At 69.3% G+C, this 24,559-nt stretch carries 27 protein-coding genes; 21 read left to right on the top strand and 6 right to left on the bottom strand.

Annotated features, from left to right (window positions below; translation table 11 throughout):
• The 8 genes from rpmD (at position 1) to rplQ (ending at position 5,789) form a co-directional block, all read left to right on the top strand.
• On the top strand, positions 1-186 hold the full coding sequence (rpmD, locus tag C1707_RS13690; RefSeq protein WP_058348448.1) for a 50S ribosomal protein L30: 186 nt from the start codon (positions 1-3) through the stop codon (positions 184-186).
• Between the two features lie 128 nt (positions 187-314).
• Positions 315-800, top strand: coding sequence for a 50S ribosomal protein L15 (gene rplO, locus C1707_RS13695; RefSeq protein ID WP_058348449.1), 486 nt, complete (start codon positions 315-317; stop codon positions 798-800).
• 299 nt (positions 801-1,099) lie between these two features.
• Positions 1,100-2,458: a preprotein translocase subunit SecY gene (gene secY / locus C1707_RS13700; RefSeq protein WP_101715819.1), complete on the top strand. Its 1,359-nt coding sequence runs from the start codon at positions 1,100-1,102 to the stop codon at positions 2,456-2,458.
• Between the two features lie 123 nt (positions 2,459-2,581).
• Positions 2,582-3,151 carry an adenylate kinase gene (locus tag C1707_RS13705; protein WP_101715820.1) on the top strand — a complete coding sequence of 190 codons (570 nt, stop codon included), beginning with the start codon at positions 2,582-2,584 and terminating at the stop codon, positions 3,149-3,151.
• 172 nt (positions 3,152-3,323) lie between these two features.
• Positions 3,324-3,692, top strand: coding sequence for a 30S ribosomal protein S13 (gene rpsM / locus C1707_RS13710; protein ID WP_101715821.1), 369 nt, complete (start codon positions 3,324-3,326; stop codon positions 3,690-3,692).
• A gap of 13 nt (positions 3,693-3,705) precedes the next feature.
• Positions 3,706-4,095 carry a 30S ribosomal protein S11 gene (gene rpsK, locus C1707_RS13715; protein WP_058348453.1) on the top strand — a complete coding sequence of 130 codons (390 nt, stop codon included), beginning with the start codon at positions 3,706-3,708 and terminating at the stop codon, positions 4,093-4,095.
• A gap of 73 nt (positions 4,096-4,168) precedes the next feature.
• The gene (locus C1707_RS13720; RefSeq protein ID WP_101715822.1) at positions 4,169-5,185 is read left to right on the top strand and encodes a DNA-directed RNA polymerase subunit alpha; all 1,017 of its coding nucleotides are present in this window, start codon (positions 4,169-4,171) and stop codon (positions 5,183-5,185) included.
• 190 nt (positions 5,186-5,375) lie between these two features.
• Positions 5,376-5,789: a 50S ribosomal protein L17 gene (gene rplQ, locus C1707_RS13725; RefSeq protein ID WP_101715823.1), complete on the top strand. Its 414-nt coding sequence runs from the start codon at positions 5,376-5,378 to the stop codon at positions 5,787-5,789.
• A 115-nt stretch (positions 5,790-5,904) separates the two neighbouring features.
• Here the strand turns inward: rplQ and C1707_RS13730 are convergent, their stop codons facing one another.
• The 3 genes from C1707_RS13730 to C1707_RS13740 are packed head-to-tail and all read right to left on the bottom strand — an operon-like array spanning position 5,905 to position 8,268.
• Positions 5,905-6,519: a hypothetical protein gene (locus C1707_RS13730; RefSeq protein WP_101715824.1), complete on the bottom strand. Its 615-nt coding sequence runs from the start codon at positions 6,517-6,519 to the stop codon at positions 5,905-5,907.
• A gap of 50 nt (positions 6,520-6,569) precedes the next feature.
• Positions 6,570-7,376: an ABC transporter permease subunit gene (locus C1707_RS13735; protein WP_101715825.1), complete on the bottom strand. Its 807-nt coding sequence runs from the start codon at positions 7,374-7,376 to the stop codon at positions 6,570-6,572.
• Positions 7,366-8,268 (bottom strand): ABC transporter ATP-binding protein, encoded by a 903-nt coding sequence (locus C1707_RS13740; protein WP_101715826.1) that lies wholly within the window; start codon positions 8,266-8,268, stop codon positions 7,366-7,368. Before C1707_RS13740 ends, C1707_RS13735 begins: the two co-directional genes overlap by 11 nt.
• A gap of 160 nt (positions 8,269-8,428) precedes the next feature.
• Here C1707_RS13740 and C1707_RS13745 point away from each other — a divergent pair, with 160 nt between their 5' ends.
• Positions 8,429-9,694 (top strand): alkaline phosphatase family protein, encoded by a 1,266-nt coding sequence (locus tag C1707_RS13745; RefSeq protein ID WP_101715827.1) that lies wholly within the window; start codon positions 8,429-8,431, stop codon positions 9,692-9,694.
• Positions 9,695-9,802: 108 nt separating this feature from the next.
• Here the strand turns inward: C1707_RS13745 and C1707_RS13750 are convergent, their stop codons facing one another.
• Positions 9,803-11,488, bottom strand: coding sequence for a hypothetical protein (locus C1707_RS13750; RefSeq protein WP_101715828.1), 1,686 nt, complete (start codon positions 11,486-11,488; stop codon positions 9,803-9,805).
• A 244-nt stretch (positions 11,489-11,732) separates the two neighbouring features.
• On the opposite strand from C1707_RS13750, the gene C1707_RS13755 reads away from it, so the two are divergent.
• The 9 genes from C1707_RS13755 (at position 11,733) to C1707_RS13795 (ending at position 18,976) form a co-directional block, all read left to right on the top strand.
• Entirely contained in the window at positions 11,733-12,176 is a 444-nt protein-coding gene (locus tag C1707_RS13755; protein WP_205686754.1) for a VOC family protein, read from the top strand.
• Complete coding sequence (locus C1707_RS13760) at positions 12,173-12,514, top strand: MmcQ/YjbR family DNA-binding protein (protein ID WP_101715830.1); 342 nt, start codon at positions 12,173-12,175, stop codon at positions 12,512-12,514. Before C1707_RS13755 ends, C1707_RS13760 begins: the two co-directional genes overlap by 4 nt.
• Positions 12,511-12,840: an ArsR/SmtB family transcription factor gene (locus C1707_RS13765; protein ID WP_101715831.1), complete on the top strand. Its 330-nt coding sequence runs from the start codon at positions 12,511-12,513 to the stop codon at positions 12,838-12,840. Before C1707_RS13760 ends, C1707_RS13765 begins: the two co-directional genes overlap by 4 nt.
• Positions 12,837-13,307 carry an SRPBCC domain-containing protein gene (locus C1707_RS13770; protein WP_101715832.1) on the top strand — a complete coding sequence of 157 codons (471 nt, stop codon included), beginning with the start codon at positions 12,837-12,839 and terminating at the stop codon, positions 13,305-13,307. The genes C1707_RS13765 and C1707_RS13770 overlap by 4 nt, the downstream gene beginning before the upstream one ends.
• 166 nt (positions 13,308-13,473) lie before the next feature.
• A complete protein-coding gene (locus C1707_RS13775; protein ID WP_101715833.1) occupies positions 13,474-14,739 on the top strand; it encodes a TCR/Tet family MFS transporter in 1,266 nt (421 codons plus the stop codon).
• Between the two features lie 101 nt (positions 14,740-14,840).
• The gene (locus C1707_RS13780) at positions 14,841-16,277 is read left to right on the top strand and encodes a Do family serine endopeptidase (RefSeq protein WP_101715834.1); all 1,437 of its coding nucleotides are present in this window, start codon (positions 14,841-14,843) and stop codon (positions 16,275-16,277) included.
• A 70-nt stretch (positions 16,278-16,347) separates the two neighbouring features.
• A complete protein-coding gene (locus C1707_RS13785; protein WP_101715835.1) occupies positions 16,348-17,649 on the top strand; it encodes a replication-associated recombination protein A in 1,302 nt (433 codons plus the stop codon).
• A gap of 5 nt (positions 17,650-17,654) precedes the next feature.
• The gene (locus C1707_RS13790) at positions 17,655-18,440 is read left to right on the top strand and encodes an RluA family pseudouridine synthase (protein WP_101715836.1); all 786 of its coding nucleotides are present in this window, start codon (positions 17,655-17,657) and stop codon (positions 18,438-18,440) included.
• Positions 18,441-18,478: 38 nt separating this feature from the next.
• Positions 18,479-18,976, top strand: coding sequence for a CC0125/CC1285 family lipoprotein (locus tag C1707_RS13795; RefSeq protein WP_101715837.1), 498 nt, complete (start codon positions 18,479-18,481; stop codon positions 18,974-18,976).
• A 27-nt stretch (positions 18,977-19,003) separates the two neighbouring features.
• On the opposite strand, the gene C1707_RS13800 is transcribed toward C1707_RS13795, so the two are convergent.
• Both C1707_RS13800 and C1707_RS13805 read right to left on the bottom strand, forming a co-directional pair.
• Entirely contained in the window at positions 19,004-20,236 is a 1,233-nt protein-coding gene (locus tag C1707_RS13800; protein WP_101715838.1) for a hypothetical protein, read from the bottom strand.
• A 135-nt stretch (positions 20,237-20,371) separates the two neighbouring features.
• Entirely contained in the window at positions 20,372-21,568 is a 1,197-nt protein-coding gene (locus tag C1707_RS13805; RefSeq protein ID WP_101715839.1) for an energy transducer TonB, read from the bottom strand.
• A gap of 113 nt (positions 21,569-21,681) precedes the next feature.
• Here C1707_RS13805 and crcB point away from each other — a divergent pair, with 113 nt between their 5' ends.
• From crcB to C1707_RS13820, 3 genes are read left to right on the top strand one after another with little or no spacing between them, the layout of a single operon-like run.
• Positions 21,682-22,068: a fluoride efflux transporter CrcB gene (crcB, locus tag C1707_RS13810; RefSeq protein WP_101715840.1), complete on the top strand. Its 387-nt coding sequence runs from the start codon at positions 21,682-21,684 to the stop codon at positions 22,066-22,068.
• Positions 22,065-23,054 carry an RluA family pseudouridine synthase gene (locus tag C1707_RS13815; RefSeq protein WP_101715841.1) on the top strand — a complete coding sequence of 330 codons (990 nt, stop codon included), beginning with the start codon at positions 22,065-22,067 and terminating at the stop codon, positions 23,052-23,054. The genes crcB and C1707_RS13815 overlap by 4 nt, the downstream gene beginning before the upstream one ends.
• Entirely contained in the window at positions 23,051-24,541 is a 1,491-nt protein-coding gene (locus C1707_RS13820) for a 2OG-Fe(II) oxygenase family protein (RefSeq protein WP_101715842.1), read from the top strand. Before C1707_RS13815 ends, C1707_RS13820 begins: the two co-directional genes overlap by 4 nt.
• Positions 24,542-24,559: the final 18 nt, after the last annotated feature.

Raw genomic sequence — 24,559 nt, forward strand, 5'->3', positions numbered from 1 at the left:
ATGGCTGAAGCTAAGCAAGTCACGGTTCGCCAAACCGGCAGCCCGATCCGTCGTGAAAAGGACCAGCGCGCCACGCTCGCCGGTCTGGGTCTCAACAAGCTGGGCCGCGTGTCCACGCTCGAAGACACCCCGTCGGTCCGCGGCATGATCCGCAAGGTCGCGCACCTGCTGGAAATCGTCGAGTAAGTCTGTTACACGACGACCCAAGATCGCCACCCCGGTGAAAGCCGGGGTGGTTTTCGTTTGAAGTTTCTATCGTTTCCAAAGCCGAGTCTGGCCGACGGCCAGGCGCAGATCTCCAAGGAGAGGCACATATGACCAAGCTGAACGAACTGGCTCCGGCTCCCGGCTCCACCAAGGGCCGCATGCGCGTCGGCCGCGGCCCGGGCTCGGGCAAGGGCAAGACCGGCGGTCGCGGCGTGAAGGGCCAGAAGGCGCGCTCGGGCGTCGCCATCAACGGCTTCGAAGGCGGCCAGATGCCGCTGCACATGCGCATGCCGAAGCGCGGCTTCAACAACCCCTTCCGCCTCGAGTTCGCCGAAGTGAACCTGTGGCGCCTGGAGCAGGCCGTCGAAGCCGGCAAGCTGAAGGCCGGCGCCGACGTCTCGGTCGCCGACCTGATCGCCGCCGGCGTCATCCGTCGTGAACTCGACGGCGTGAAGCTGCTGGGCAAGGGCGAGATCAAGTCGGCCCTGAAGCTGACCGTCTACTCGGCCACCGACGCCGCCATCAAGGCCGTCGAAGCCGCCGGTGGTTCGGTCACCGTGACCAAGAAGGCCAAGGCGCAAGCCGAAGCCTAAGACCACAGTGTCATCCCGGGGCGCCCCGCTCTCCTAGGGGAAGCGGACGGCACGGGAGCCGGGCGGGGTAGGGGCCTTTGCGCACCAGCCCGCCATAAAGCCCCATCGGGATGACGATCTTACGAGGCTCGCCGTGACATCGCGGCGAGCCTCACCTATGTGTGGCTCCGCACTGGGGCCTAAGCCTCGAGCGCCAGCGATTCCGCGGGCGCCGCCGGCCAGGCCCCGTACAATACTTGGAGCGCGCTCCGCCTCGTCGCCTTCGACGATCCGGCCGCGCTCTCGTCGTGGGGAATTGAATGGCCTCGGCCGCCGAACAGCTCGCAGCCAACATGAACTTCGGGTCCTTCCAGAAGGCCACCGAACTTCACAAGCGCATCTGGTTTACGCTCATCGCCCTGGTGGTGTTCCGCCTGGGCACCTACGTGCCGATCCCGGGCATCAACCCGGAAGCCTTCGCCAGCGCCTTCGCCGGCCAGTCGAAGGGCATCCTGGGCATGTTCAACATGTTCTCGGGCGGCGCCGTCGAGCGCATGGCGATCTTCTCGCTGAACGTGATGCCCTACATCAGCGCCTCGATCATCGTGCAGCTGATGGGTTCGGTGTATCCGCCGTGGGAGAAGCTGAAGAAGGAAGGCGGCGAAGCCGGCCGCAAGACCCTCAACCAGTACACCCGCTACCTGGCGGTGATCCTGGCCCTGGTGCAGTCGTTCTCGATCGCCGTCGGCCTGCAGAGCCAGCCGAACCTGGTCTATTCCGAACTGCCCGGCTGGTTCTTCGTCCTGTCGACCGTGGTCTCGCTGACCGGCGGCACCCTGTTCCTGATGTGGCTGGGCGAGCAGATCACCAGTCGCGGCGTGGGCAACGGCGTGTCCCTGATCATCTTCGCCGGCATCGTCGCGGCCCTGCCGCGCGGCCTCGGCCAGCTGTTCGTCACCGCCCAGAACACCGGCAACTACTTCCCGCTGATGGTGATCTTCGTGCTCGCCGTGGCGGTGATCTTCGCCATCGTGTTCATGGAGCGCTCGCAGCGCCGCCTGCTGGTGCACTATCCCAAGCGCCAGCAAGGCAACCGCATGGTCGGCGGCGACAGCTCGTTCCTGCCGCTGAAGATCAACACCGCGGGCGTCATCCCGCCGATCTTCGCCTCGAGCCTGCTGCTCCTGCCGACGACCGCCATGCAGTTCCTGAACCCGGCCAACCTGCCGAGCTGGGGCCAGTGGCTGCCGTCCGTGGTCGGCGCCATGCAGCATGGCCAGCCGCTGTTCATGGCCTGCTACGCCGGCCTGATCATCTTCTTCTCGTTCTTCTACACCTCGGTGGTGTTCAACCCCGACGAGACGGCCGAGAACCTGCGCAAGTACGGCGGCTTCCTGCCGGGCATCCGTCCGGGCAAGCGCACGGCCGAGTATCTCGACTACGTGCTGACCCGCCTGACCGTGATCGGCGCGGCCTACATCACCGCCGTCTGCCTGTTCCCGGAAATCCTGATGGGTGCTCTTGGCAACAAGAACTTCGCCCTGGGCGGCACCTCGATCCTGATCGTCGTGACCGTGACCATGGACACCGTGGCTCAGATCCAGTCCCACCTGCTGGCGCACCAGTACGAGGGCCTGATCAAGAAGTCGAAGTTGCGCGGCGGCCGCGGCGGTCGCTGACGCAAGCGTGAAACCACCCGGAAGCCGGATTGTCACAATCCGGCTTCCGTTTTCTTTGAACGCATTCTAGGTCTGCCCTCGGTGAGGGGCGTCAGACCCTGGGAAACGCGTGAAGGGGCTTTTATGAACTTGATCCTGTTTGGCCCTCCCGGGGCGGGCAAGGGCACCCAGGCCAAGCGGTTGGTCGAGCAACGCGGCATGGTCCAGCTGTCGACCGGCGACATGCTGCGCGCCGCCATCGCCTCGGGCTCCGAGCTCGGCCAGAAGGTGAAGGGCGTGCTGGATCGCGGCGACCTGGTCACCGACGAAATCGTCATCGCCCTGATCGAGGAGCGCCTGCCCGAGGCCGAGGCCGCCGGCGGCGCCATCTTCGACGGCTTCCCGCGCACGGTCGCCCAGGCGGAAGCTCTGGATGTCATGCTGGCCAAGCGCGGCCAGAAGATCGACTCCGTCGTCCGACTCGAAGTAGACGAGCCAGCCTTGATCGAGCGGATCACCAAGCGATACGCGGAGCAGGGGCGGTCGGACGACAACCCCGAGACCTTCGTGAACCGTCTGGCCCGCTACAACGCCGACACCGCGCCGCTGCTCCCGTACTACCGCGAGCAGGGCAAGCTGGTGGAAGTGGACGGCATGGGGGCGGTGGAAGCCGTCGCCGCTTCGATCGACGCGACCCTTTCGGTCGTGGCGTAAGTTTTAATGGAATCCGTTCCCATAACGGATTCCGCCATTGACGGATGCGCAACTATCCCTATAACGGGGCGCTTCCGCGAAAGGGCGCGATCTGTGCGCGTCGGTCTGGGTCTTCGGATCGGGCCGAGCGCGCCGTTCGCGTCTTTGGTGCGTGACTAGGAGAACATTAGACGTGGCCCGTATCGCAGGCGTCAACATCCCGACGAACAAGCGCGTGATCATCGCGCTTCAGTACATTCACGGCATCGGCCCGAAGTCGGCTCGTGACATCGTCACGACCGTGGGCATCGAGGACGCCCGTCGAGTCAATCAACTGACCGACGCCGAAGTCCTGCAGATCCGTGAAACGATCGACCGTGATTTCACCGTGGAAGGCGACCTGCGTCGCGAAAACTCGATGAACATCAAGCGTCTGATGGACCTGGCCTGCTACCGCGGCCTGCGTCACCGCAAGGGCCTGCCGGTCCGCGGCCAGCGCACCCACACGAACGCTCGTACCCGCAAGGGTCCGGCCAAGCCGATCGCCGGCAAGAAGAAGTAAGGTAGCCTGACCGATGGCCAAGGAACCGGGTCGCGTTAAAAAGCGCGAACGCAAGAACATCACCTCGGGCGTGGCGCACGTGAACGCCTCGTTCAACAACACCATGATCACCATCACGGACGCTCAGGGGAACACCATCTCCTGGTCGAGCGCCGGCATGATGGGCTTCAAGGGCTCGCGCAAGTCGACCCCGTACGCCGCTCAGATGGCCGCCGAAGACGCGGGCAAGAAGGCTGCGGAACACGGCGTGAAGACCCTGGAAGTCAACGTTTCGGGTCCGGGTTCGGGTCGTGAATCGGCCCTGCGCGCCCTGCAGGCCGTCGGCATGACCATCACGACGATCCGCGACGTCACGCCGATCCCGCACAACGGCTGCCGTCCGCCCAAGCGCCGTCGCGTCTAGTATTTTTTAGATCCAATTCTCCTTCGCCGGCTGCGTCAAACGCGGCCGGCGAGTCGCGTTCAAGGGACACCACGTGATCGAAAGAAACTGGAACGAGCTGATCCGTCCTGAGAAGCCGCAGATCGAAACCGGCGCCGACGCCAGCCGCAAGGCTCGCATCGTCGCTGAACCGCTCGAGCGTGGTTTCGGTGTGACGCTCGGCAACGCCCTGCGTCGCGTTCTCCTCTCGTCGCTGCAAGGCGCCGCCGTCACCGCCATCCAGATCGATGGCGTGGTGCACGAGTTCTCGTCGCTCGAGGGCGTTCGCGAAGACGTCGTCGACATCGTTCTGAATATCAAGCAACTCGCCGTGCGCATGCACGCCGAGGGCCCCAAGCGCATGACCCTGCGCGCCTCGGGCGCCGGTCCGGTCACCGCTGGCCAGATCGAAACCCCGGCCGACATCGAAATCCTGAACCCCGACCACGTGCTCTGCACGCTGGACGAGGGCGGCTCGGTGCGCATGGAATTCACGGTCAACACCGGCAAGGGCTACGTCCCGGCCGACCAGAACCGTCCGGAAGACGCGCCGATCGGCCTGATCGCCGTCGACGCCCTGTACTCGCCGGTGAAGCGTGTGGCCTACAAGGTCGAGCCGACCCGCGAAGGCCAGCGCCTGGACCGTGACAAGCTGACCCTGGAAGTCGAGACCAACGGCGCCGTCACCCCGGTGGACGCCGTGGCCTACGCCGCTCGCATCCTGCAAGACCAGCTGCAGATCTTCATCACCTTCGAAGAGCCCAAGGCCAAGGCCGCGGACGAGTCGAAGCCCGAGCTGCCGTTCAACCCGGCTCTGCTCAAGAAGGTCGACGAGCTGGAACTGTCGGTCCGTTCGGCCAACTGCCTGAAGAACGACAACATCGTCTACATCGGCGACCTGATCCAGAAGACCGAAGCCGAGATGCTCCGCACCCCGAACTTCGGTCGCAAGTCGCTGAACGAGATCAAGGAAGTGCTCGCCGGCATGGGCCTGCACCTCGGCATGGACGTGCCGAACTGGCCGCCGGAAAACATCGAAGACCTGGCCAAGAAGTTCGACGACCAGATCTAAGATCGACTATCGCGCTGAATCCGGGCCGCCCTCCGTCCTTTCGGGACGGGAGGCGGCCTGGGCCTTTTGAAGCCGCCTAGCGGTGGAGGGCCCCGGCGCTTCGCTCTGACCCGGCCGGGATGCGAGCTGGGACTGGTGACAACAGGCGCTTCTTCGCGCCGCTCGGGCCAAGAGCCCAGGAGATACCAAAATGCGTCACGGTTACGCCCACCGCAAACTCGGCCGCACCTCGGCTCACCGCACTGCCATGTTCGCCAACATGTCGGCTTCGCTGATCAAGCACGAGCAGATCGTCACCACCCTGCCGAAGGCCAAGGAACTGCGTCCGATCGTCGAAAAGCTGGTCACCCTGGCCAAGCGCGGCGACCTGCACGCTCGTCGTCAGGCCATCAGCTCGGTTCGCGACGTCGAACAAGTCGGCAAGCTCTTCGCCGTGCTCGGCCCGCGCTACAAGGATCGTCAGGGCGGCTACATCCGCGTCCTGAAGGCCGGCTTCCGCTACGGCGACAACGCCCCGATGGCCGTGATCGAGTTCGTCGATCGCGACGTCTCGGAAAAGGGCAAGGACTCGGGTCCGGTCTACGCCAACGAAGCCGAAGACTGATCTTCAGCCCCGGCTGAAACGAGAAGGCCCCGGAGCGATCCGGGGCCTTTTTGCTGTCTGGGACATATCGGGGCAGGGGGCGATGGCCTCCTACGACCTTCCGGGCCGCCCCAGCTCAACGACTGACGATGATCCCATCGAACTCGGGCAGGGCCCGGTTGAGCTTTTCCCGGGCGAAGGCGCCGGCCGTCAGGGGGCCGTGCACCGTTCCCGGTCCGTCCGGGGCGGCTTCCACGTAGTAGAAGAGCGGGGTCTCGTCGGGCAGGTCGCGGCGGGCGATGACGACATGGCGCTCGTCTCCGCCGTACTGGTCGATGCGCGGACCCAGGACCGTCTCGCAGGTCAGGGCGTCGCGTTCCCAGCACAGGCGCAGGGCCTCGCCCCGGGCGTCGGACGCCAGCCGGTAGCGGCCGGCGACGATCTCGTAGGTTCCCTGGAAATCCAGCCAGCCGACGCCGCCCGCGCCGCGTACGTAGCGCACGTCGCGTTGAACCCACCGGCCTTCCAGCCGCACCTGCTCGCGGCATAGCGCGACGTCGGGGATCGAGGTCATGCGGCAGGCAGCCGGCTTGCGGTCGGTGGGGGAGGGCGGCGGCGTCGGCGCCGGCAATCTGCGCGCCTCGGCCAGCGCCGCCTCGCGGGCGAGCGCCGCCTTCTCGATGGTCGTCTGCTGCTCGGGCGAGAGCACGAAGTCGGGCTGCGCGGCGCAGGCCGCGCTCGCGACGGCCATGAACGCCGCCGCCCACGAAAGCCGGGCGGCGGAAGCAAGAACCGGTCCCGTCATTCCCGCGTCAGGTCCTGCCGCTGGAAGAGGGCCAGGGCCGCGGCCGTGAGGCCGGCGAACCAGGCGACCAGGAAGCCGAGCGCCAGGCCCCAGGGGGCGGGCTCATCGACGACGCTGCGCGGGGTCAGGATCACGGTCTTCAGCAGGTCGCCCGAGAAGGCGGGAATGGCCAGGGCCTTCAGGCTGGGCTCGTGCATCTGGCTGGCGACGATCGACTGGACGACCGCCACGACCAAGCCGACGATCAGCGCGCCCATGGTCGAGCGGGTGGTCACGCCCACCACGGCCGACAGGGCGACCAACACCATCAACTGCAGCCAGCTGACCGCGAAGGTCCCGATCAGGTCGGTGGCCGCCGAGCCGCGATAGGCCACGAGCGGCGCGCCGCTGGTGACGGCGCTGAACAGGCCGCCCAGCGCGGCGGCCAGGGCGTAGAGCACGAGGCTTACCGCCACCGCGCCGGCGACGGTCGCCAGCTTGGCCAGCAACAGGTTCACACGGCCGTTGCGCGGGGTCAGAAGCCGCCAGGTCTCCCAGCGGTAGTCGCCGGCCAGCACGGCGGTCGACAGGATCAGCACGAACAGGCCCACGACGGGCGAGGCGCCGCCGGCCAGCGCCTTGACCATGCGCCCGACCAGATCGACCGGGATCGGCGGCATGCCCTTCATCATTCCGCGCGCGAAAAGCTCGCCGCCGACGCCTAGCGCCAGGCCGGCGATGGGCGAGAACAGCACGCCCCAGAACAGCGTGCCCCGGTCCTTGAGCAGGCGGAAGCGTTCGGCCGAAATGGCGTCAGCGAGCATCGGCCGGCTCCTTGGCTTGCAGGATGTCGAGATAGGCGCTTTCCAGGTCGGCCTCGCGCCAGCGGGCCTCGTGGATGTCGACGCCGGCGCCCACCAGGGCGCGGATCAGGGCAGGGGCCTCGTGGCGCTCGATCTGAGCCAGCACGGCGTCGGGGCCGTCGGCGGCGCCTTGCTCGCCGAGCAGCTCCAGCACCTGGGCGACCGGGCTGGCGACTAGGCGCAGGGCCGGCTTGCGGCCGGCCAGGGTCTCGACCGGTCCCTCGGCCACCAGCTTGCCCTTGGCCAGGATCGCCACGCGGTCGCACACCCGCCGCACCTCGTCCAGCTGGTGGCTGGCCAGGATGATGGTCGCGCCTTCTTCGGCGGCGAGGCGGCGGATCAGTTCGCGGATCTCCTGGATGCCGGCCGGATCCATGCCGCTGGTCGGCTCGTCCAGGATGGCCAGGGTGGGGCGGGTGAAGAACACCGCCGCCAGGCCCAGCCGCTGCTTCATGCCCACCGAATAGGTCGAGGTCTTGCGGTCGGCGGCGCCCGACAGGCCCACTCGATCCAGCCAGCCGTCGATGTCGACGTCACGGGCGCCGCTCTGCAGGGCCAGCATCTTCAGCGTGTCGCGGGCGGTCAGGTAGGGCGGGTAGCGCGGCGTCTCGATCATCGCGCCCACCTGGCGCAGCGACGAGGCATGGCCCGCCGGCGAGCCGGACAGCCGGGCGACGCCCGAGGTCGGCCGCACCAGTCCCATGGCGATGCGGAACAGGGTGCTCTTGCCGGCCCCGTTGGGGCCCAGCACGCCGAACACCCCTCCCGCGGGGATCCTCAGGGTCAAGTCGTCCAGCGCCCGCACGGCGCCGTAGGTCTTGGTCAGCCCTTCGGCCTCTAGCGCGAAACTCATACGGCGCGGGCCCGGCTCGGCGACATTGGACGACTCCCTTATGAACTTGCCGCGACTATGGGCGATGGAACGCAGGTCGGCCAAGTTGTTTGGAGGCTGCAATACGAATTGTCGTCGAGCTGTCCTATAGGGGCAGGAGTCTTTGTTTCAGGGCCCGGCCATGACCGTTCTTTCCCGCTTCGCCGCCTTGCTGGCGATCGCCGTCCTTTCCGGCTGCGCGACCGCGCCGCGACCGGTCGCCGAAGGCCCGCCCGCCCAAGGCGCGACCACCAGGGCGCCGCTGACCATCCTGGTCTCGATCGACGGCTTCCGCGCCGACTACCTGGATCGCGGCGACACCCCGGCCATGAAGGCCCTGGCCGACGACGGCGTGCGCGCGGCCATGCGCCCGTCGTTCCCCTCGCTGACCTTCCCCAACCACTACGCCCTGGTCACCGGCAAGCGCCCCGACCACAACGGCATCGTCGGCAACACCATGGAGGACCCGCAGATCCCGGGCGTGACCTTCACCCTGAGCAATCGCGACGCGGTGACCGACAGCCGCTGGTGGGAGATGGCCAAGCCGATCTGGGTCAGCGCCGAACAGCAGGGCGTCAGGACCGGCACGATGTTCTGGCCGGGTTCGGAAGCCCAGATCGACGGCGTGCGCCCGACCAAGTGGGCCGTGTTCGACCAGAAGAAGCCCTCCAACGATCGCGTCGACACGCTGCTGTCCTGGATCGACGACAGCAAGGACGCCCCGCTGGGCCTGGCCACGCTCTATTTCGACATCGTCGACAGCGCCGGCCACCGCTACGGCCCGGACTCGGCCGAGGTGCGCAAGGCCGCCGCCGACGTCGACGCCGCCATCGCCCGTCTGGTCGAGGGCCTGAAGGCCCGCGGCCTGTACGAGACCACCAACCTCGTCATCGTCGCCGACCACGGCATGGCCCCGCTGCCGGGCGCCCAGCGCGTGGTGCTGGACCAAGCGGTCGACGTCAGCAAGCTGCGCTATGTCGGCCTGGGCGCGATCGCCGGCATCTATCCCAACAAGGGCGAGGAAGCGGCCGTCGCCGCAGCTCTGACCAAGCCGCAGGTGCACATGACCTGCTGGGAGAAGGGCAAGATCCCGGCCCGGCTGCACTATGGCAGCAACCGCCGCATCGCCCCGATCGTCTGCTCGGCGCAGACCGGCTGGTACATCACCACCGCCGAGTCCCAGGCCAAGCGCACCAGCCCCGAGCGCGACGGCGGCGCCCACGGCTTCGACAACGCCGACCCGCTGATGCAGGCGGTGTTCGTGGCGCGCGGCCCGGCCTTCAAGTCGGGCAAGACCCTGCCGGTGTTCGACAATGTCGACGTCTATCCGCTGCTGGCCAAGGTGACGGGCGTGCGCCCCGAGAAGGTCGACGGCCAGCTGGCCCCCGTGGCCGGCGCGCTGCGCTAGAGCCTTTTAGCCTCAAGCGTTAGCCGGCGAAATCGCTCACACTTTCGCCTAACGCGCTCCAGGACACGTGGTCCGGCCGGTCGCGGCGACCGGCCGGACCCTCCGTCGTCAGGCCTTGGTCAGGGACGGCTCGGCAAGCAGCGCGCGCTCGTCGAGCTTGGAGACCAGGGCGCCGCTGCGCTTCTGGCTTTCGGCCAGCGACGCGCGCACCTCGCGCAGGCCCCGCGTGGCCAGCACCTCGACGTCGCGCAGCCAGGTCTTCAGGTCGTCCTTGCCCTCCTGCGCGGCCGCGGCCAGCACCGCCGCGCCCACGACCACGTCGGCGAAGATCTTGGGATCGACCTCAAGCCGCGCGTCGAGCACCTCGCCGCGCTCCTTGACGCGCACGGCCGCGTTCCAGGGATAGACCTGCTCCTGCAGCACCTCCCACAGCGGCCGCAGCGGCTGGATCGGGTAGAGCACGATCGGCAGGAACTGCAGCGTGAAGCAGCCGCCCCGCACGCTGGCGAAGTAGTGATCGGCCAGGCCCGCCAGCTTGAGATGCCAGCGCACCCGCGGGTCGGGCAGGGTCTTGCGGTCCAGCTTGGGCAGGAACTCGATCATCTGCGGTCGCCGGGCCATGGCCCGGAAGGCCTCGTACACCACCAGGATCTGGCGATCGTGCGGGATCAGCCAATAGACCAGGTTGCGGAAGTAGGCCTTGATCGGCTCGTAGTCGTCGGTCTGGCCGGGCAGCAGCGGCGCCAGGAAGCCCAGGCGCTTGCGGGGCTCGGGCGAACCGCTGTCGCCGATCAGGTTGACGTTGAAGAAGTGGTGCCAGGTGGAGTCGACGGCCACGCGGCCCAGGCGCCGGCCCGCCCGTTCGACCAGATGGCCGTCATAGGCCCCGATCACGCCGAACAGCTTGGTTTCGGCTGTCGCGGGCTTGTCGGGGTCGTTGGTGGTGTGCCCGCCGATCACCTTGTCCTGGGCCACCACCACCGGCGCGATGCGCTGGGTCGTGCCGATGCCGACGGGATACTCCTCCTCGCTGTAGTCGGGCGTCGGCCCGGGCACCGGGATGGAGATGGTGTGGCCGAGGTTGGCCGGGACCTCGCACTGGCCTTCGTGGGCGTGATCGGGCAGGCGGCGGACCACGCCTCCGGGCGAGCACAGCAGCGGGTGCGGATAGTTGCGGCGGAAGTAGCGGCCGGAGATCGAGCTGAACCAGCGCGGATAGATCTCCTGGCCGCGATTGTCGGACTGGTCGTCGAAGTCGTACTCGGTGTCCGCGTCGTCCGGGCCCTCGCGCAGCGTGTCGTGACGCAGTTCCAGGTGATCTTCGCCGACCGTGCCCACAGGCGCGGGCGGTTCGCCCAGCGGGCCGGTCTCGGGCCAGTACCAGCGCCGCATCGAGCGGACGCGAGGGATCTGCCGGCACAGGCTGGCGCCGAGGTCCTCGTGGTCGCCGGTGGCGAACACGCCGCCGCCGCGGTCCATGAAGCGGGCGATGGCCGCTACCTCGGCCGCGCTGGCGTTCGCCGCCCCGTCACGGGTGATCGGGAACATGAAGATCTCGTCGTACTGGTTGAGATCGTGGGTCGAGAAGTCGAAGTCGGTCAGGTCGGCGCCGGCGCCGGGAGGATTGTCCCGGTGCGCCTTGGTGATCTGCAGGTTGAAGCCGTCCCAGGCCGTGGTCTCCAGGACATGGACGAACTCGCCGAGGTGGAACTGCTCGGTCCCGTTGGCGGGCAGGGTGCGACGGTATCCGCCGCTGTAGGAGTCGGTGACGATGAGGATCTTGACCGTAGGCATGCGCGTGCTCTCCGTCTCTCAGGTGAAACGCTGAAGCAGACTGGGTCACAGGGCGCTCGCGCCGACCGACGTCACGGCCGGGCCCCCTCCAGGCGCGGGGCGCGGCGGACATAGGTCACGCTTGCGTGCAAACTCACAAGTCGAAACCGTGCGGCGTAACAACCTTGTGTTGCTTTCGCTTGGATTGTTGCAATTAGTTTTGTTTTGAGTGAAATATTATCGGTATCTGAAAATGGAGGCGCGCATGGCCCGCCTGACTTCGGCGCTCTGCTACAAGGATCCCAAGGCCGCCCTGAAGTGGCTGGAGGCCGCGTTCGGCTTCGAGTTGGTCCTGCTGATCGAGGACGGCGAGGGCAATCTCGCCCACTCGCAGATGAGCCTGGGCGAGGCCCACGTGATGGTCGGCAACGAGTGGAGCGCCGACCACGCCAGCCCTGCCTCGCTGGGCGGCAAGAACACCCAGACCGTGCACATCCACATCGAGGACGACGTCGACGCTCATTGCCAGCGCGCCCGCGCGGCCGGGGCCGAGATCCTGATGGAGCCGGACACCCAGTTCTACGGCGACCGCACCTATCGCTGCCGCGACCTGGAAGGCCACATCTGGACGGTGGGGCAGACGGTCAAGGCCGTCACCCGCGAGGAGGCGCAGGCCGCCACCGGCCTGAAGATCCAGGGCTGGGTGTGACCGCCGACGACTTTCGCCGCCTGGCGCTGGCCCTGCCGGGTGTGGTCGAGGGCGCGCACATGGGCACGACGGATTTCCGCGTCGGACGGATCTTCGCCACCTTGGGCTATCCCGACGCCCGCCACGGCATGGTGCAGTTGACCCGCGACCTGCAGGAGATGCTGGTCGCCGCCGAGCCGGCCGCCTTCTTTCCGGTCAGGGGCGGATGGGGGCTGAAGGGGGCGACCAATGTCGTGCTCGACGCGATCGACGAGCCCACCCTGAAGAGCGCCTTGGAGCAGGCCTGGCGGCTGAAGGCCGGCAAGCGGCTGCTGGCCGAACTGGATGCGCGCAAGTGAGCCTGGACAGCACCCTGGCGGCGCTGGCCGAGCCGCACCGCAGGCGGACGGTGGAGCTGCTGGCCGACGGTCCGCGCCGGGCTGGCGAGCTTGCCGAGGCCTTGGGCCTGTCGCCGCCGGCCATGAGCCGCCATCTGCGGGCCCTGCGCGAGGCGCGGCTGGTCGAGGAGAGCCACCCGCCGTTCGACGCCCGGGTGCGGGTCTACGCCCTGCGGCCCGAGCCCATGGCCGAGCTGAAGGCCTGGGCCGCCGCCGCCGAGACGCTGTGGAGCGACCAGCTCCTGGCGCTGAAGGCCCATGTCGAGGCGGAGACAGGCGGGACATGAGCGCCCGCATCCTCGTGGCTCTGCGCATGAAGGCCGCGCCCGAGCGGGTGTTCGACGCCTTCGTCGGCGAGATCGGCGCCTGGTGGCGGCCCAATCCGCTGTTCTCGTTCACGCCGCGCTCGCCCGGCGCTCTTTCCTTCGAAGGCCAGGGGGAGGGCGCGCGCCTGGTCGAGCGCCTGGCCTCGGGCAAGGTGTTCGAGATCGGCCGAGTACGCGTCTGGGCGCGCGGCGAGCGGCTGGTGTTCGGCTGGCGGCAGGCGGCGTTCGCCGCCGACATGGACACCGAGGTCGAGGTCCGCTTCGAGGCCGTCGGCGAGGAGACCCGCGTCACCGTCGAGCACCGCGGCTGGGAGACCGTGCCGGCCGGACACGTGGCCCGCCACGGCTTTCCCGACCAGGTCTTCCTGCTGCGCCACGGCCAGTGGTGGACGGGGCTGCTGGAGGGGCTGGCGGAGCACTTGCGCTGACGCCCTGCGTCCTTCGAGGCTCGCCTTTCGGCTCGCACCTCAGGATGAGGAAACTGGTGCGCTCAAGCTCCTCATCCTGAGGCGCCCGCGCAGCGGGCCTCGAAGGACGCAACGCCCTTGCCGAATATCCGACAGGCGGTCAAACATCCCGCCCCCGGGAGGCCTCATGTCCGACACCAACGCCCATCCGGCCCGCAAGGCGGCGCTGGGCTTCATCTTCGTCACGGCCCTGATGGACGTGCTGTCGCTGGGCCTGATGATCCCGGTGCTGCCCAGCCTGGTGAAGGAGATGGCCGGCGGCCACACCGACGCCGCCGCCCAGTGGACGGCCGCGTTCGGCATGGTCTGGGGCACGATGCAGTTCTTCTGCTCGCCGATCCTGGGGATGATGTCCGACCGCTTCGGCCGGCGGCCCGTGATCCTGATCTCGATCTTCGGCCTGGGGATCGACTACATCTTCATGGCCCTGGCCCCGACCCTGTGGTGGCTGTTCGTCGGCCGGATCATTCACGGGGTCACGGCCGCCAGCTTCTCGGCGGCGGGCGCCTACATCGCCGACGTCACGCCCGAGAAGGGGCGGGCCAAGGCCTTCGGCCTGATCGGCGCCGCCTGGAGCGTCGGCTTCATCGCCGGTCCGGCGCTGGGCGGCCTGCTGGGCAAGATCGACCTGCACCTGCCGTTCTGGGTGGCGGCGGCCATGGCGCTGCTGAACTGGCTGTACGGCCTGCTGGTGCTGCCCGAGTCCCTGCCGCCCGAGAAGCGCATCAAGCGCTTCGACTGGAGCAAGGCCAACCCCGTCGGCTCGCTGAAGCTCCTGGGCTCGCATCCCGATCTGCCGCGCCTGGGCGTGGTCAGCTTCCTGATGCAGCTGGCCCACAACGCCTATCCCAGCGTCTTCGTGCTCTACACCGGCTATCGCTACGGCTGGGACACTGCCCAGATCGGCCTTCTGATGATGCTGTCGGGCGTGCTGGGCGTCATCGTCCAGGCCCTGCTGATCGGGCCGATCGTCGATCGCCTGAAAGAACGCGGCGCGGTGATCGTCGGCCTGGTCTGCTTCGTCGTCTCGTTCGCGGTCTTCGCCTTCGCGCCCAACGGCTGGATCTTCGCCTCGGGCCTTTTCGTCAGCGCCTTCGCCGCCCTGATCCAGCCGGGCCTGATGGGCATGATGACCAAGCGCGTCGGCCCCAGCGAGCAGGGCCAGCTGCAGGGCGCCAACTCGGCGATCATGGGCCTGACGGCGATCATCGGTCCGGCGCTCTACGGCCTGTCGCTGGCCTTCGCCGTACGCCACGAGCAGACCCTGCACCTGCCGGGCCTGCCGCTGGTCATCGCCGGCCTGCTGGCGCTGGGCGGCCTGCTGGTCATTCTGAGCACCCGCAGGGCCCGTCCGCTGGCGGTCGCGGAACCGGGCCTTGATCCCGCGCGCTGAACGCCTTGATTGCGCCCGAAAACTTCGCTGTTTAAGGGGCGAGAGCGCGTGCCTGGCTGTCGCTGGCCGGGCGCGCCGCAAGATCTGACGGAGCCATCGACTTGTCCAAGCCCGCCCTTCGCGTCCTGATCCCGACCCTGGCCCTGCTGGCCGCCTGCTCGGATCCGGCCTCGCGCAGCCAGGCCCAGTCCATCCCGGAACTCGCCCAGCCCACCCGCAAGGCGCCCACAGATCCGGGCTCGATGAAGTCCTCCTTCGCCCCGGTGGTGAAGAAGACGGCGCCGGCCATCGTCAACGTGGCGAGCCGTCGCGTGGTGCAGCGCCAGCAGTCGCGCGACCCGTTCTGGGACTTCTTCATGGGCGGCGGCGGCGGCGCGCCCCGCGCCCAGGTGCAGGGCTCGCTCGGCTCGGGCGCCATCGTCCGCGCCGACGGGGTGATCATCACCAATCACCACAACATCGAGAACATGAGCGACATCACCGTGCAGCTCGCCGACCGGCGCGAGTTTCCGGCCACGGTGCTGCTCGACGACCCGCGCTCGGACCTCGCCGTCCTGAAGATCGACACCAAGGGCGAGCGCCTGCCGACCATCGCCATCGACGACCAGGAACAGCTGGAGGTCGGCGACCTGGTGCTGGCCATGGGCAACCCGTTCGGCGTCGGCCAGACGGTCACCAACGGCATCGTCTCGGCCCTGGCCCGCACCGATGTCGGCGCGGCCGAGTTCGGCAGCTACATCCAGACCGACGCGGCCATCAATCCGGGCAATTCCGGCGGTCCGCTGGTCGACATGGACGGCGACCTGATCGGCGTGAACACCTTCATCATCTCGCGCTCGGGCTCGTCCAGCGGCGTCGGCTTCGCCATCCCGGCGGCTGTTGTGCGCCAGGTGGTGTCGACCGCTCTGGGCGGCGCCCACAGCGTCGTGCGGCCGTGGCTGGGCGTGCGCGGCCAGCCGGTCACCGGCGACCTGGCCAAGAGCCTGGGCATGACAACCCCGCGGGGCGTGCTGGTGTCGGACGTCTATCCTGGAGCATCGGCGTCCAAGGGCGGCATCAAGGAAGGCGACGTCATCCTGTCGATCGACGGCCAGGCGGTGAACGACGAGGGCGGCGGCGCCTTCGCCATCGGCACCCACAAGATCGGCGACCGCGTGCCGGTGGTGATCCGCCGCGGCGACCGCGAGCAGACCCTGACCATCCGCGCCGAAGCCGCGCCGGAAGTTCCGGCCAAGGACGAGCGCACGATCAGCGGCCGCAACCCCTTCGACGGCGCGACGGTGATGAACCTGTCGCCCGCCGCCGCCCAGGACATCGGCGCCGACGCCTTCGCCGGCAAGGGCGTGCTGGTCACCAAGGTCGGCCAGGGCTTCGCGCTGAACGCCGGCCTGCGTCCCGGCGACTTCGTGCGCGAGGTCAACGGCAAGGCCATCAACACCACGGCCGATCTGGCCGCCGCCACCCGCGGCGACGCGGCGACCTGGAACGTCGTCATCGAGCGCAACGGCCAGCGCATCGCGGCCCGCTTCCGCACCTGATCGCGCCGCGACCCTCTCCCTTCGGGGAGAGGGTTTCCGCTGGCCGCGGAACCCCCTAAATCTCCTTCCCATGTCCGATCTCTTCCAAGCCGCCGGCCTGACGCCCCATGCGCCCGCGCCGCTGGCCGACCGCCTGCGTCCGCAAAGCCTCGACGAGGTGGTGGGGCAGGAGCACCTGCTGGGTCCCGACGGCCCGATCGGCCGGATGGCGGCGGCCCATCGCCTGGCCTCTATGATCCTGTGGGGGCCGCCCGGCACTGGCAAGACCACCATCGCCCGCCTGCTGGCCAAGGCCGGCGGCTACGAGTTCATGCAGATCTCGGCCGTGTTCTCCGGCGTCGCCGACCTGAAGAAGGCGTTCGAGCAGGCCCGCATGCGCCGCCAGTCGGGGCAATCCACGCTGTTGTTCGTCGACGAGATCCACCGCTTCAACCGCGCCCAGCAGGACGGCTTCCTGCCGTTCGTGGAGGAGGGGATCGTCACCCTGGTGGGCGCGACGACCGAGAACCCGTCGTTCGAGCTCAACGGCGCCTTGCTGTCGCGCTGCCAGGTGTTCGTGCTCAAGCGCCTGGACGAGACCTCGCTCGAAGCCCTGCTGGCAAAGGCCGAGGCGGCCGAGAACCGCAAGCTGCCCGTCGACGCCGAGGCCCGCCAGGTGCTGATCGCCATGGCCGACGGCGACGGCCGCTATCTGCTGACCCTGACCGAGACCCTGCTGTCGATCGGCACGGACACGCCGCTCAACCCGACCCAGCTCGGCCAACTGCTCCAGAAACGCCGCCCGGCCTACGACAAGGACCGCGAGGAGCACTACAACCTCATCTCGGCCCTCCATAAGTCGGTGCGCGGGTCCGATCCGGACGCGGCGCTCTACTGGCTGGCGCGGATGCTGGAGGGCGGCGAGGACCCGCTGTTCATCGCCCGCCGCCTAGTGCGCATGGCGTCCGAGGACATCGGCGCGGCCGATCCGCTATCCCTGCTGCTGACCACGGCGGCCAAGGACGCCTACGACTTCCTGGGCTCGCCGGAGGGCGAACTGGCCCTGGCCCAGGCCGTGGTCCACATGGCCAGCGCGCCCAAGTCCAACGCCGTCTACACCGCCTACAAGGCCGCACGCCGCGCCGCCAAGGAGACCGGCAGCCTGACGCCGCCGGCCCATATCCTCAACGCGCCGACCAAGCTGATGAAGACCCTCGGCTACGGCGACGGCTACGCCTACGACCACGACGTCGAGGGTGGCGTCTCGGGCCAGAACTACTTCCCCGACGGCATGGCCCGCCCGAAGTTCTACGAGCCCAAGCCCATCGGCGCCGAGGCCAAGGTCAAGGAGCGCCTCGACCACTGGAGCCAGCTGCGTCGAGGCGGTAAGTGACGGCGATGTCCAAGCCGCCCCGCCGTCCACCCGCCCAACCCAAGCCCAAGGCCTCCGACACCCCGATCGAGCTGACGCCCGACGAGGTCGCCTTCACGCGCTCGCTGGTGATCCACGAGGACGACAGCGTCTTCGTGCTGAACAAGCCCGCGGGCCTCTCGAGCCAGGGCGGCCGGATCAAGGCCCACACGCTGGACGACCTGCTGTGGGCCCTGGCCCGTCGCGACCGGCCGCGTCCGCGTCTGATCCATCGCCTGGACCGCGACACCTCGGGGGTGATCCTCACCGCCCGCACCAAGCCGGCGGCGACCTTCCTGGGCAAGGCCCTGATGGGCAAGCGCTTCCGCAAGACCTACCTGGCCATCGTCGCGCCCGGCGCGCCGGAGCCGCGCGGCGGCCAGATCGACAAGGCCCTGCGCCGCGAGTCCATCGGCCGCGAGGCCTATATGCGGGTCTGCGAGGACGACCATCCCGACGCCGAAACCGCCCGTAGCCGTTACCGCACCCTGGCCGCCAACGCCCAGGCGGCGCTGGTCGAGCTGTCGCCCGACACCGGCCGCATGCACCAGCTGCGCGTCCACATGGCCTCGATCGGCCGACCGATCGCCGGCGACAGCCGCTATGGCGGGACGCTGATGCTGGCCGGTGCGCCCGTGCCGCGCCTGATGCTGCACGCCGCGCGGCTGGTGTTTCCGCATCCCGAGGGCGGCGAGCGGCGTATCGAGGCCCCGCTGCCCGACGACTTCAAGGCGGTGCTGGAAAAGCTGGACTTGGCGCTCCCGGAACGCTGAACTTGGCCGGGCCGTTTGAGAGGCAAGGGAGAAACGCCATGAAGACTCCGCTCGCTCTTGTCGCCTGCGCCCTCGTCCTCGGGGCCTGCGCCACCGCCCAGCCCACCGTCTACCGGCCGCAGGCCAATGCGTCCGACGTCGGCTTCACCCAGTACAAGATGGAGGACGGCCGCTATCGGGTGACCTTCCGCGGCGGCTCCGGCGCGCCGGTGGGCCAGGTCACCGACTACGCCCTGCTTCGCGCGGCCGAACTGGCCCTGGCCGACGGCTATTCGTGGTTCCGGGTCGCCGACCGCGTCACCCAGTCGACGGGGGGAGGCGGCGGACCCACCTTCTCGGTCGGCGGCGGCTCGGGCAGCTATGGCCGCCGCTCGTCGGTGGGGCTGGGTGTGGGAACGAGCTTCAACCTTGGTCCCAAGCCCGCGCTCAGCACGACGCTGGAGGTCGTGTTCGGCAAGGGACCGCGCCCGCCCGGCGAGGCCTACGACGCCCAGAGCGTCGTCAACACCATCGGCAAGGGCATGGGCCGGATCTGAGACCGCAGGCCGGTCTCAGAGGGTCTGCTAAGCCGCGTTGCGCGCCGCGTAGGGATGCGCCGCCCGCAGCGAGGCGTGGCTGAGGCCGGCGGTCTCGGCGGCGGCGAAGTAGCCTTCCGCCGGCAGGCCCTGCAGGCTGACCATCGGCGCCAGGCCGCGCGCCTCGCGGCCGAAGGCCATGATGTCCATGGCGATCTTCTCGGCCGGACCGCCCAGGTCGCAGGCGTCCAGCGTCAGGCCGGCCAGGCGGGCGTCGCGCAGGTGCTTGAAGGCTTCCTTGTCGGGCGGCACGCGGGCGATGACGCCGCGGGTCAGCGCCTTCAGCAGGCCGACCACTTCCAGCAGGCGACCGGCGGGCGTGCCGCGGGTGACGTCCACCAGCTCGATCATCACGCCGCCGCGCAGCAGGGCCAGCGACAGGCCCGAGGTGCCGGTCAGCAGGTCGCGACCGCGCTGGGTGCCCAGGGTGCGGAACGAAGCCGGCAGGATCAGGTCGGGGCGGTCGTTGCCCTGGGCGGCCTTGGCGAAGGCCGCGCCGTAGCGCAGCGTCGCCTCGTCGATGAAGGCGATGTCCTTGTCGGCCAGCTTGGTGATCGCCCGACCGCTGATCGAACGGCCGGTGCCCAGGTGGGTGACGATCGGCTCGACGCGGATGGCGGTGGTGACGTTGCGGCGCAGGCCGATCACGTGCTCCAGAGCGAAGTCGACGCGCAGGGCCGCGCCGCCGCTGGTGGTGAAAGCCACCGGGGTGCGGCGCATCTCGTCGCTGACGTCCATCTCGGCGCGGAACGGCGAGCGCTCGGAGTCGCGGCGGGCGCGGGCGGCCAGCACCACGGCCGGGTCGACCGGGCGGCAGACGACGCCGCCGGCCTCGATGCCGATGACCGAGCGCACGCCGATGTCGCGCAGCTCGGCCGCGCCCAGCAGGTGGCTCAGCACGTCCTCGAGGATGCGGACGCTGGCGGCCTGGGCCGACAGGCCCTGGTCGTTGTGCGTGGCGATCAGGAAGTCGTCCTCGCTGACCCGGCCGCGCAGGTCGGCGCGATCCAGGTGCTCGTTCAGCTTGCGCTCGACATAGGTCCAGACGTCGGTACGCTTCTGGTCCCACCAGTCGCCGGCCCAGCGGCGCACGGCCTTGATGCTGATCACGTTCACCGCGCCGCGCCCGACCAGGTCGGACCCGGCCAGACGGTTCAGCATCGCCGGCGGCAGCGCCAGGCGTTCGGTCGTGTCGTCCTTGGGAGGCAGGGAGGCGGGCATCGGACCGTGGGATTCGCGAGTGGAGCCTCTAGGTTGCGCCCGCTGCCGTTAACCCGGGGTGCAGGAAAAGGGTTGAGGGCATCTTTACCTTGTCGCAAAGCCTTGCCCCACAAGGGCCTTTTTGGTTTCGCCCCGTTAATCCTCGGCGACGTCCTTCATGGCGAAACTGATCGGGATGACGCAGCCCTTTGCGCCTTCGGCCGAGGGGGCCGAGCGCGCCCGCCGCAGCATGGTGGTGGCCGCCTGGGCGAAGGCGTCGACCGGTTGCGCGGCCACGACCTCGACGTCGCTGACCCGTCCCTCCGGCGTCACGTCGAAGCGCAGGGTGGCCCAGCCTTCCACCCGTTCGCGGGCCAGGGCGGGCGGATAGGCGGACTGGGTCGAGATGTTCAGGGTCTCGCGGATGGCGCCGCAGGCCTTGTCGAGGGGAGGCGGCTGAGCCCGGACCGAACGCGCGGGCAGGGCGGCCGGCGAGGGCGTGCGCCTGCCCGACGACTTGATGGGCGCGCCCGCGGTCTTGGCGCGCGCGGCGAAGGTGACGTAGCAGCCGCTCACCGGCCGCCCAGGATGGAAGCGGGAGTCGGCCACCGAGGCGCCGGCCAGGTCCGCGAGCACCGGATCCCCGCCCTGGGCGACGACGCGGACGTTCCGCGCCGCGCCTTCGGCGTCGATGTCGTAGAGCACGCCGGCCCAGGGGGCGACGAAGTCGCGATCCTCGAATGAGCGCAGGTCCGGATAGCTGATCTGGGCGGGCAGGCGGCGCGGAGCCTTGCCGCAGTCGCCGCGCGAAGAGATCTCGCGCCGGGCCGCCGCGGGGGCGTCGCGTCTGCGCAGGGCGACGATCTGCAGCAGCGTCGCCGTCGAGGCCCGGGCCAGCGGCGTGTAGGTCCGAGACACCTCGACCCGGCAGTCGGCCGTCGGCGGCCCGGCCATGAACCGCCAGCGGGCGAAGGCGGCGATCGTGTCCTGCGACGTCATGCTGTCGGGCGCGGCCTTGATGTCGACCGGCGTCCCGTTGGCGTCGATGCCGAAGGTCAGGGCGGCGAACGGGCGGTCGTCGCGCGTCGGCGCGTCGGGCGACGCGCCCCTGGACGCCAGGCCGACATTGATTTCCGGCGGGAGTTGCGCGCCGTGCACGACGCCGACATTGCGGGTCGCGCAGCGCGCCACGGTCGGGGAGGGGCCATAGGACGCGACCCGAGTGACGAACCCGCGCGTTTCCTGGGTCGTCTGGATCGGGGGCGGGATCGGGAGAGGAGAAGGCTTCGGCGGATCGAACGCCAGCGCCGACGTTGCGCAGAGCGTTAGGGGCATGACGAGCAGAAGACGCATACTCTATCTCCGCGAGTGTTGCAGGCGGACCTATGCAGCGGTTACAGCCAAGGTCAAGGCGGCGTTGGCGTTCTCACCTTGGCGATCATGGCCGCTCGGCGCATAAGGGGGCCATGACCAAGGTGCTTCTCGTCGCCGTGGGCGGCGCCGCCGGCTCCGTCGCCCGCTATCTCGTGGGTGCGGCCGCGCTGCGCTGGATCGGCCCGGGCTGGCCCTGGGGGACCATGACCGTCAACATCGTCGGCGGCTTCCTGATGGGGCTGCTGACCGGCTGGCTGGCGCTCAAGGCGGCCGGACAGCAGGAGACGCTCCGCGTTCTCCTGGGCGTCGGGATCCTCGGCGGTTTCACCACCTTCTCCGCCTTTTCGCTGGACGCTGCTCTGATGATCGAGCGGCGCGCCTACGGACAGGCTTTTTCCTACACCGCCGCCAGCGTGCTGATCGCGCTCGCGGCCCTTTTCGCGGGCCTCTATCTCGCCCGCAGGATGTTCGCCGCATGAAGGAAGTCCGCACCCTCTACGTCGATGGCGGGGAGGACGGCGTTCGTCTGGACCGCTGGTTCAAGCGCCGCTGGCCGCACCTGAACCACATCCAGCTCAACAAGCTGTTCCGCTCGGGCCAGGTCCGGGTCGACGGCTCGCGCGCCAAGGCCGACACCAAGCTGGCGGCCGGCAGCCAGATCCGCGTACCGCCGCTGCCCGACGCCCCCGACCCGTCGGAGAAGGGCAAGCTGTCGGCGCGCGACATCGCCTACGCCCGCTCGCTGGTGCTGTACGAGGACGAGGACGTCCTGGCGCTGAACAAGCCCGCCGGCCTGGCCGTGCAGGGCGGCACCAAGACCACTCACCACATCGACAAGCTGCTCAGCGCCTGGGGCGAGGGCGTGGACCGCCCGCGCCTGGTGCACCGGCTCGACCGCGACACCTCCGGCGTGCTGCTGCTGGGCAAGACGCCCAGCGCCGCCGCGCGCCTGTCGGGCGCTTTCGCCAAGCGCAAGGCGCAAAAGACCTACTGGGCGATCGTCGCGGGCAATCCGCACCCCCTGGAAGGCGTCATCGAGCTGCACCTCGCCAAGCGTGGTCTCAACGACCGCGAGATGGTGGTGCCCGCCGATCCCAAGGACAAGGACGCCTCGCCGGCCGAGACCGAGTTCGTCACCATCAGCCGCGCGGGCCCGCGCGTCACCTGGATGGCCCTGCGTCCGCACACTGGCCGCACCCACCAGTTGCGCGCCCACATGAAGGCCATCGGCCATCCGATCCTCGGCGATCCCAAGTACGGCGACGAAAAGTCGGCCCAGCTGTCGGAAGGGCTGAAGCTGCAGCTGCACGCCCGCTCGATCCTGCTGCCGCACCCCAGCGCCGGCATGCTGCACGTCGAGGCGCCGCTGAGCGCCGAGATGAAGGCCGGCTTCGCCAAGTTCGGCTTCTCCGAGGACGAGGCCGAGCAGGATCCGTTCGGCCGGCGCCAGACCAAGCGGCGATGAACCAAGGCCTGGTCCAGCAAGCCTGGGACCTGCTCGGCCGAGGCCAGGTCGAGCAGGCGCTCGCCCTGACCGCCGCCGGCGCGGCCCGTCCGACGGCCATGCCGGGCTTGCTGATCGTGCATGCGGCGGCGCTGAAGGGCGCGGGCCGTCACGCCGAGGCCCTGACGTTCAACGAGCGCGCCGCGCGGAGCGCGCCTCAGGACCGGCTGGCCTGGTACAATCTGGCCGCCACCAACGGCGACCTCGGTCGCCAGGTCGAGGCGGAGGCGGCGGTCCGCAAGGCCATGTCGCTGGGGCTCGACGCGCCCGAGGCCTGGCTGGTCCTGGCTCGCGCGGTGCAGTTCCAGCATCGCTACGACGAGGCCGAGACGATCTTCCAGGGCGCGATCGCCCGCCGTCCCAACTTCGTCGACGCCCATCGCGATCTGGCCCAGCTGCGCTGGATGCGCACCGCCGATCTCGACCATGCGCTGGCGCCGCTGAAGGCCACCCTGGCGCGGCAGTCCGATCCGCGTCTTCTGCACGTCCAAGCCCTGGTCGAGGAGTTCGCCGGCCGGCTGCCCCAGGCGCTGGACACGCTGCGCGCGGGCCTGCGGCGTCATCCGAACGACCTGCACCTGCTGATCACGGCGGCCCACGCCGCGGCCGAACTGGGCGAGACGGCCGAGGGCCTGGTCCACGCCCAGGCCGCCGCGCGCCTGGCGCCGGGCGCGGCCCCGGTGCTCAAGAGCCTGGCCGAGGCCCTGCTGGCCTCCGGCGACGCCGCCGGCGCCTCGTCGGTGGCCGGATCGGTGCTGCAGGCCTTTCCGTACGACCAGCACGCCCTGTCGCTGCAGGCCCTGGCATGGCGGATCCTCGGCGATCCGCGCTATGGCGTGCTCTACGACTACGAGGCCTTCGTGCGGCCCTACACCCTGCCGACGCCGCAGGGATGGAGCGACCTGCCGAGCTTCCTGGCCGACCTGCGCAAGCGCCTGGGCGAGCTGCACGACCTGGAGACCCATCCGCTGCAGCAGTCGCTGCGCGGCGGCGCCCAGGTGCAGTCGTTGCACACCTCGCGGGAACCGGTGTTCCAGGCCTTCTTCGCCAGCGCCCGCGCCAGCGTCGACCGCTACGCGGCCGAGATCGGCGAGGGGAGCGATCCCCTGCGTATCCGCCGCACGGGCAAGGCGGTGGTGCAGGGCGGCTGGTCAGTCAGCCTCAAGCCCAACGGCTTCCACACCGACCACGTCCATCCGCAGGGCTGGGTGTCGTCGGCCTTCTACATCGACCTGCCGCCGGGCGTGGACGATGCGAATAAGCGCGAAGGCTGGATCAAGTTCGGCCAGCCCGGCTGCGCCACCGCGCCGAAGCTGGACGCCGAGCATGCGGTGAAGCCGTCTCCCGGCACGCTGGTGCTGTTCCCGTCCTACATGTGGCATGGAACGGTGCCGTTCAGCGGCGAGACGCGTCGCCTGACCATGGCCTTCGACGCGGTTCCGGGGTGACCCCCTCCGGCCCTCTGG

This window comes from Caulobacter flavus, from assembly GCF_003722335.1.
Taxonomy (GTDB): Bacteria; Pseudomonadota; Alphaproteobacteria; order Caulobacterales; family Caulobacteraceae; genus Caulobacter; species Caulobacter flavus.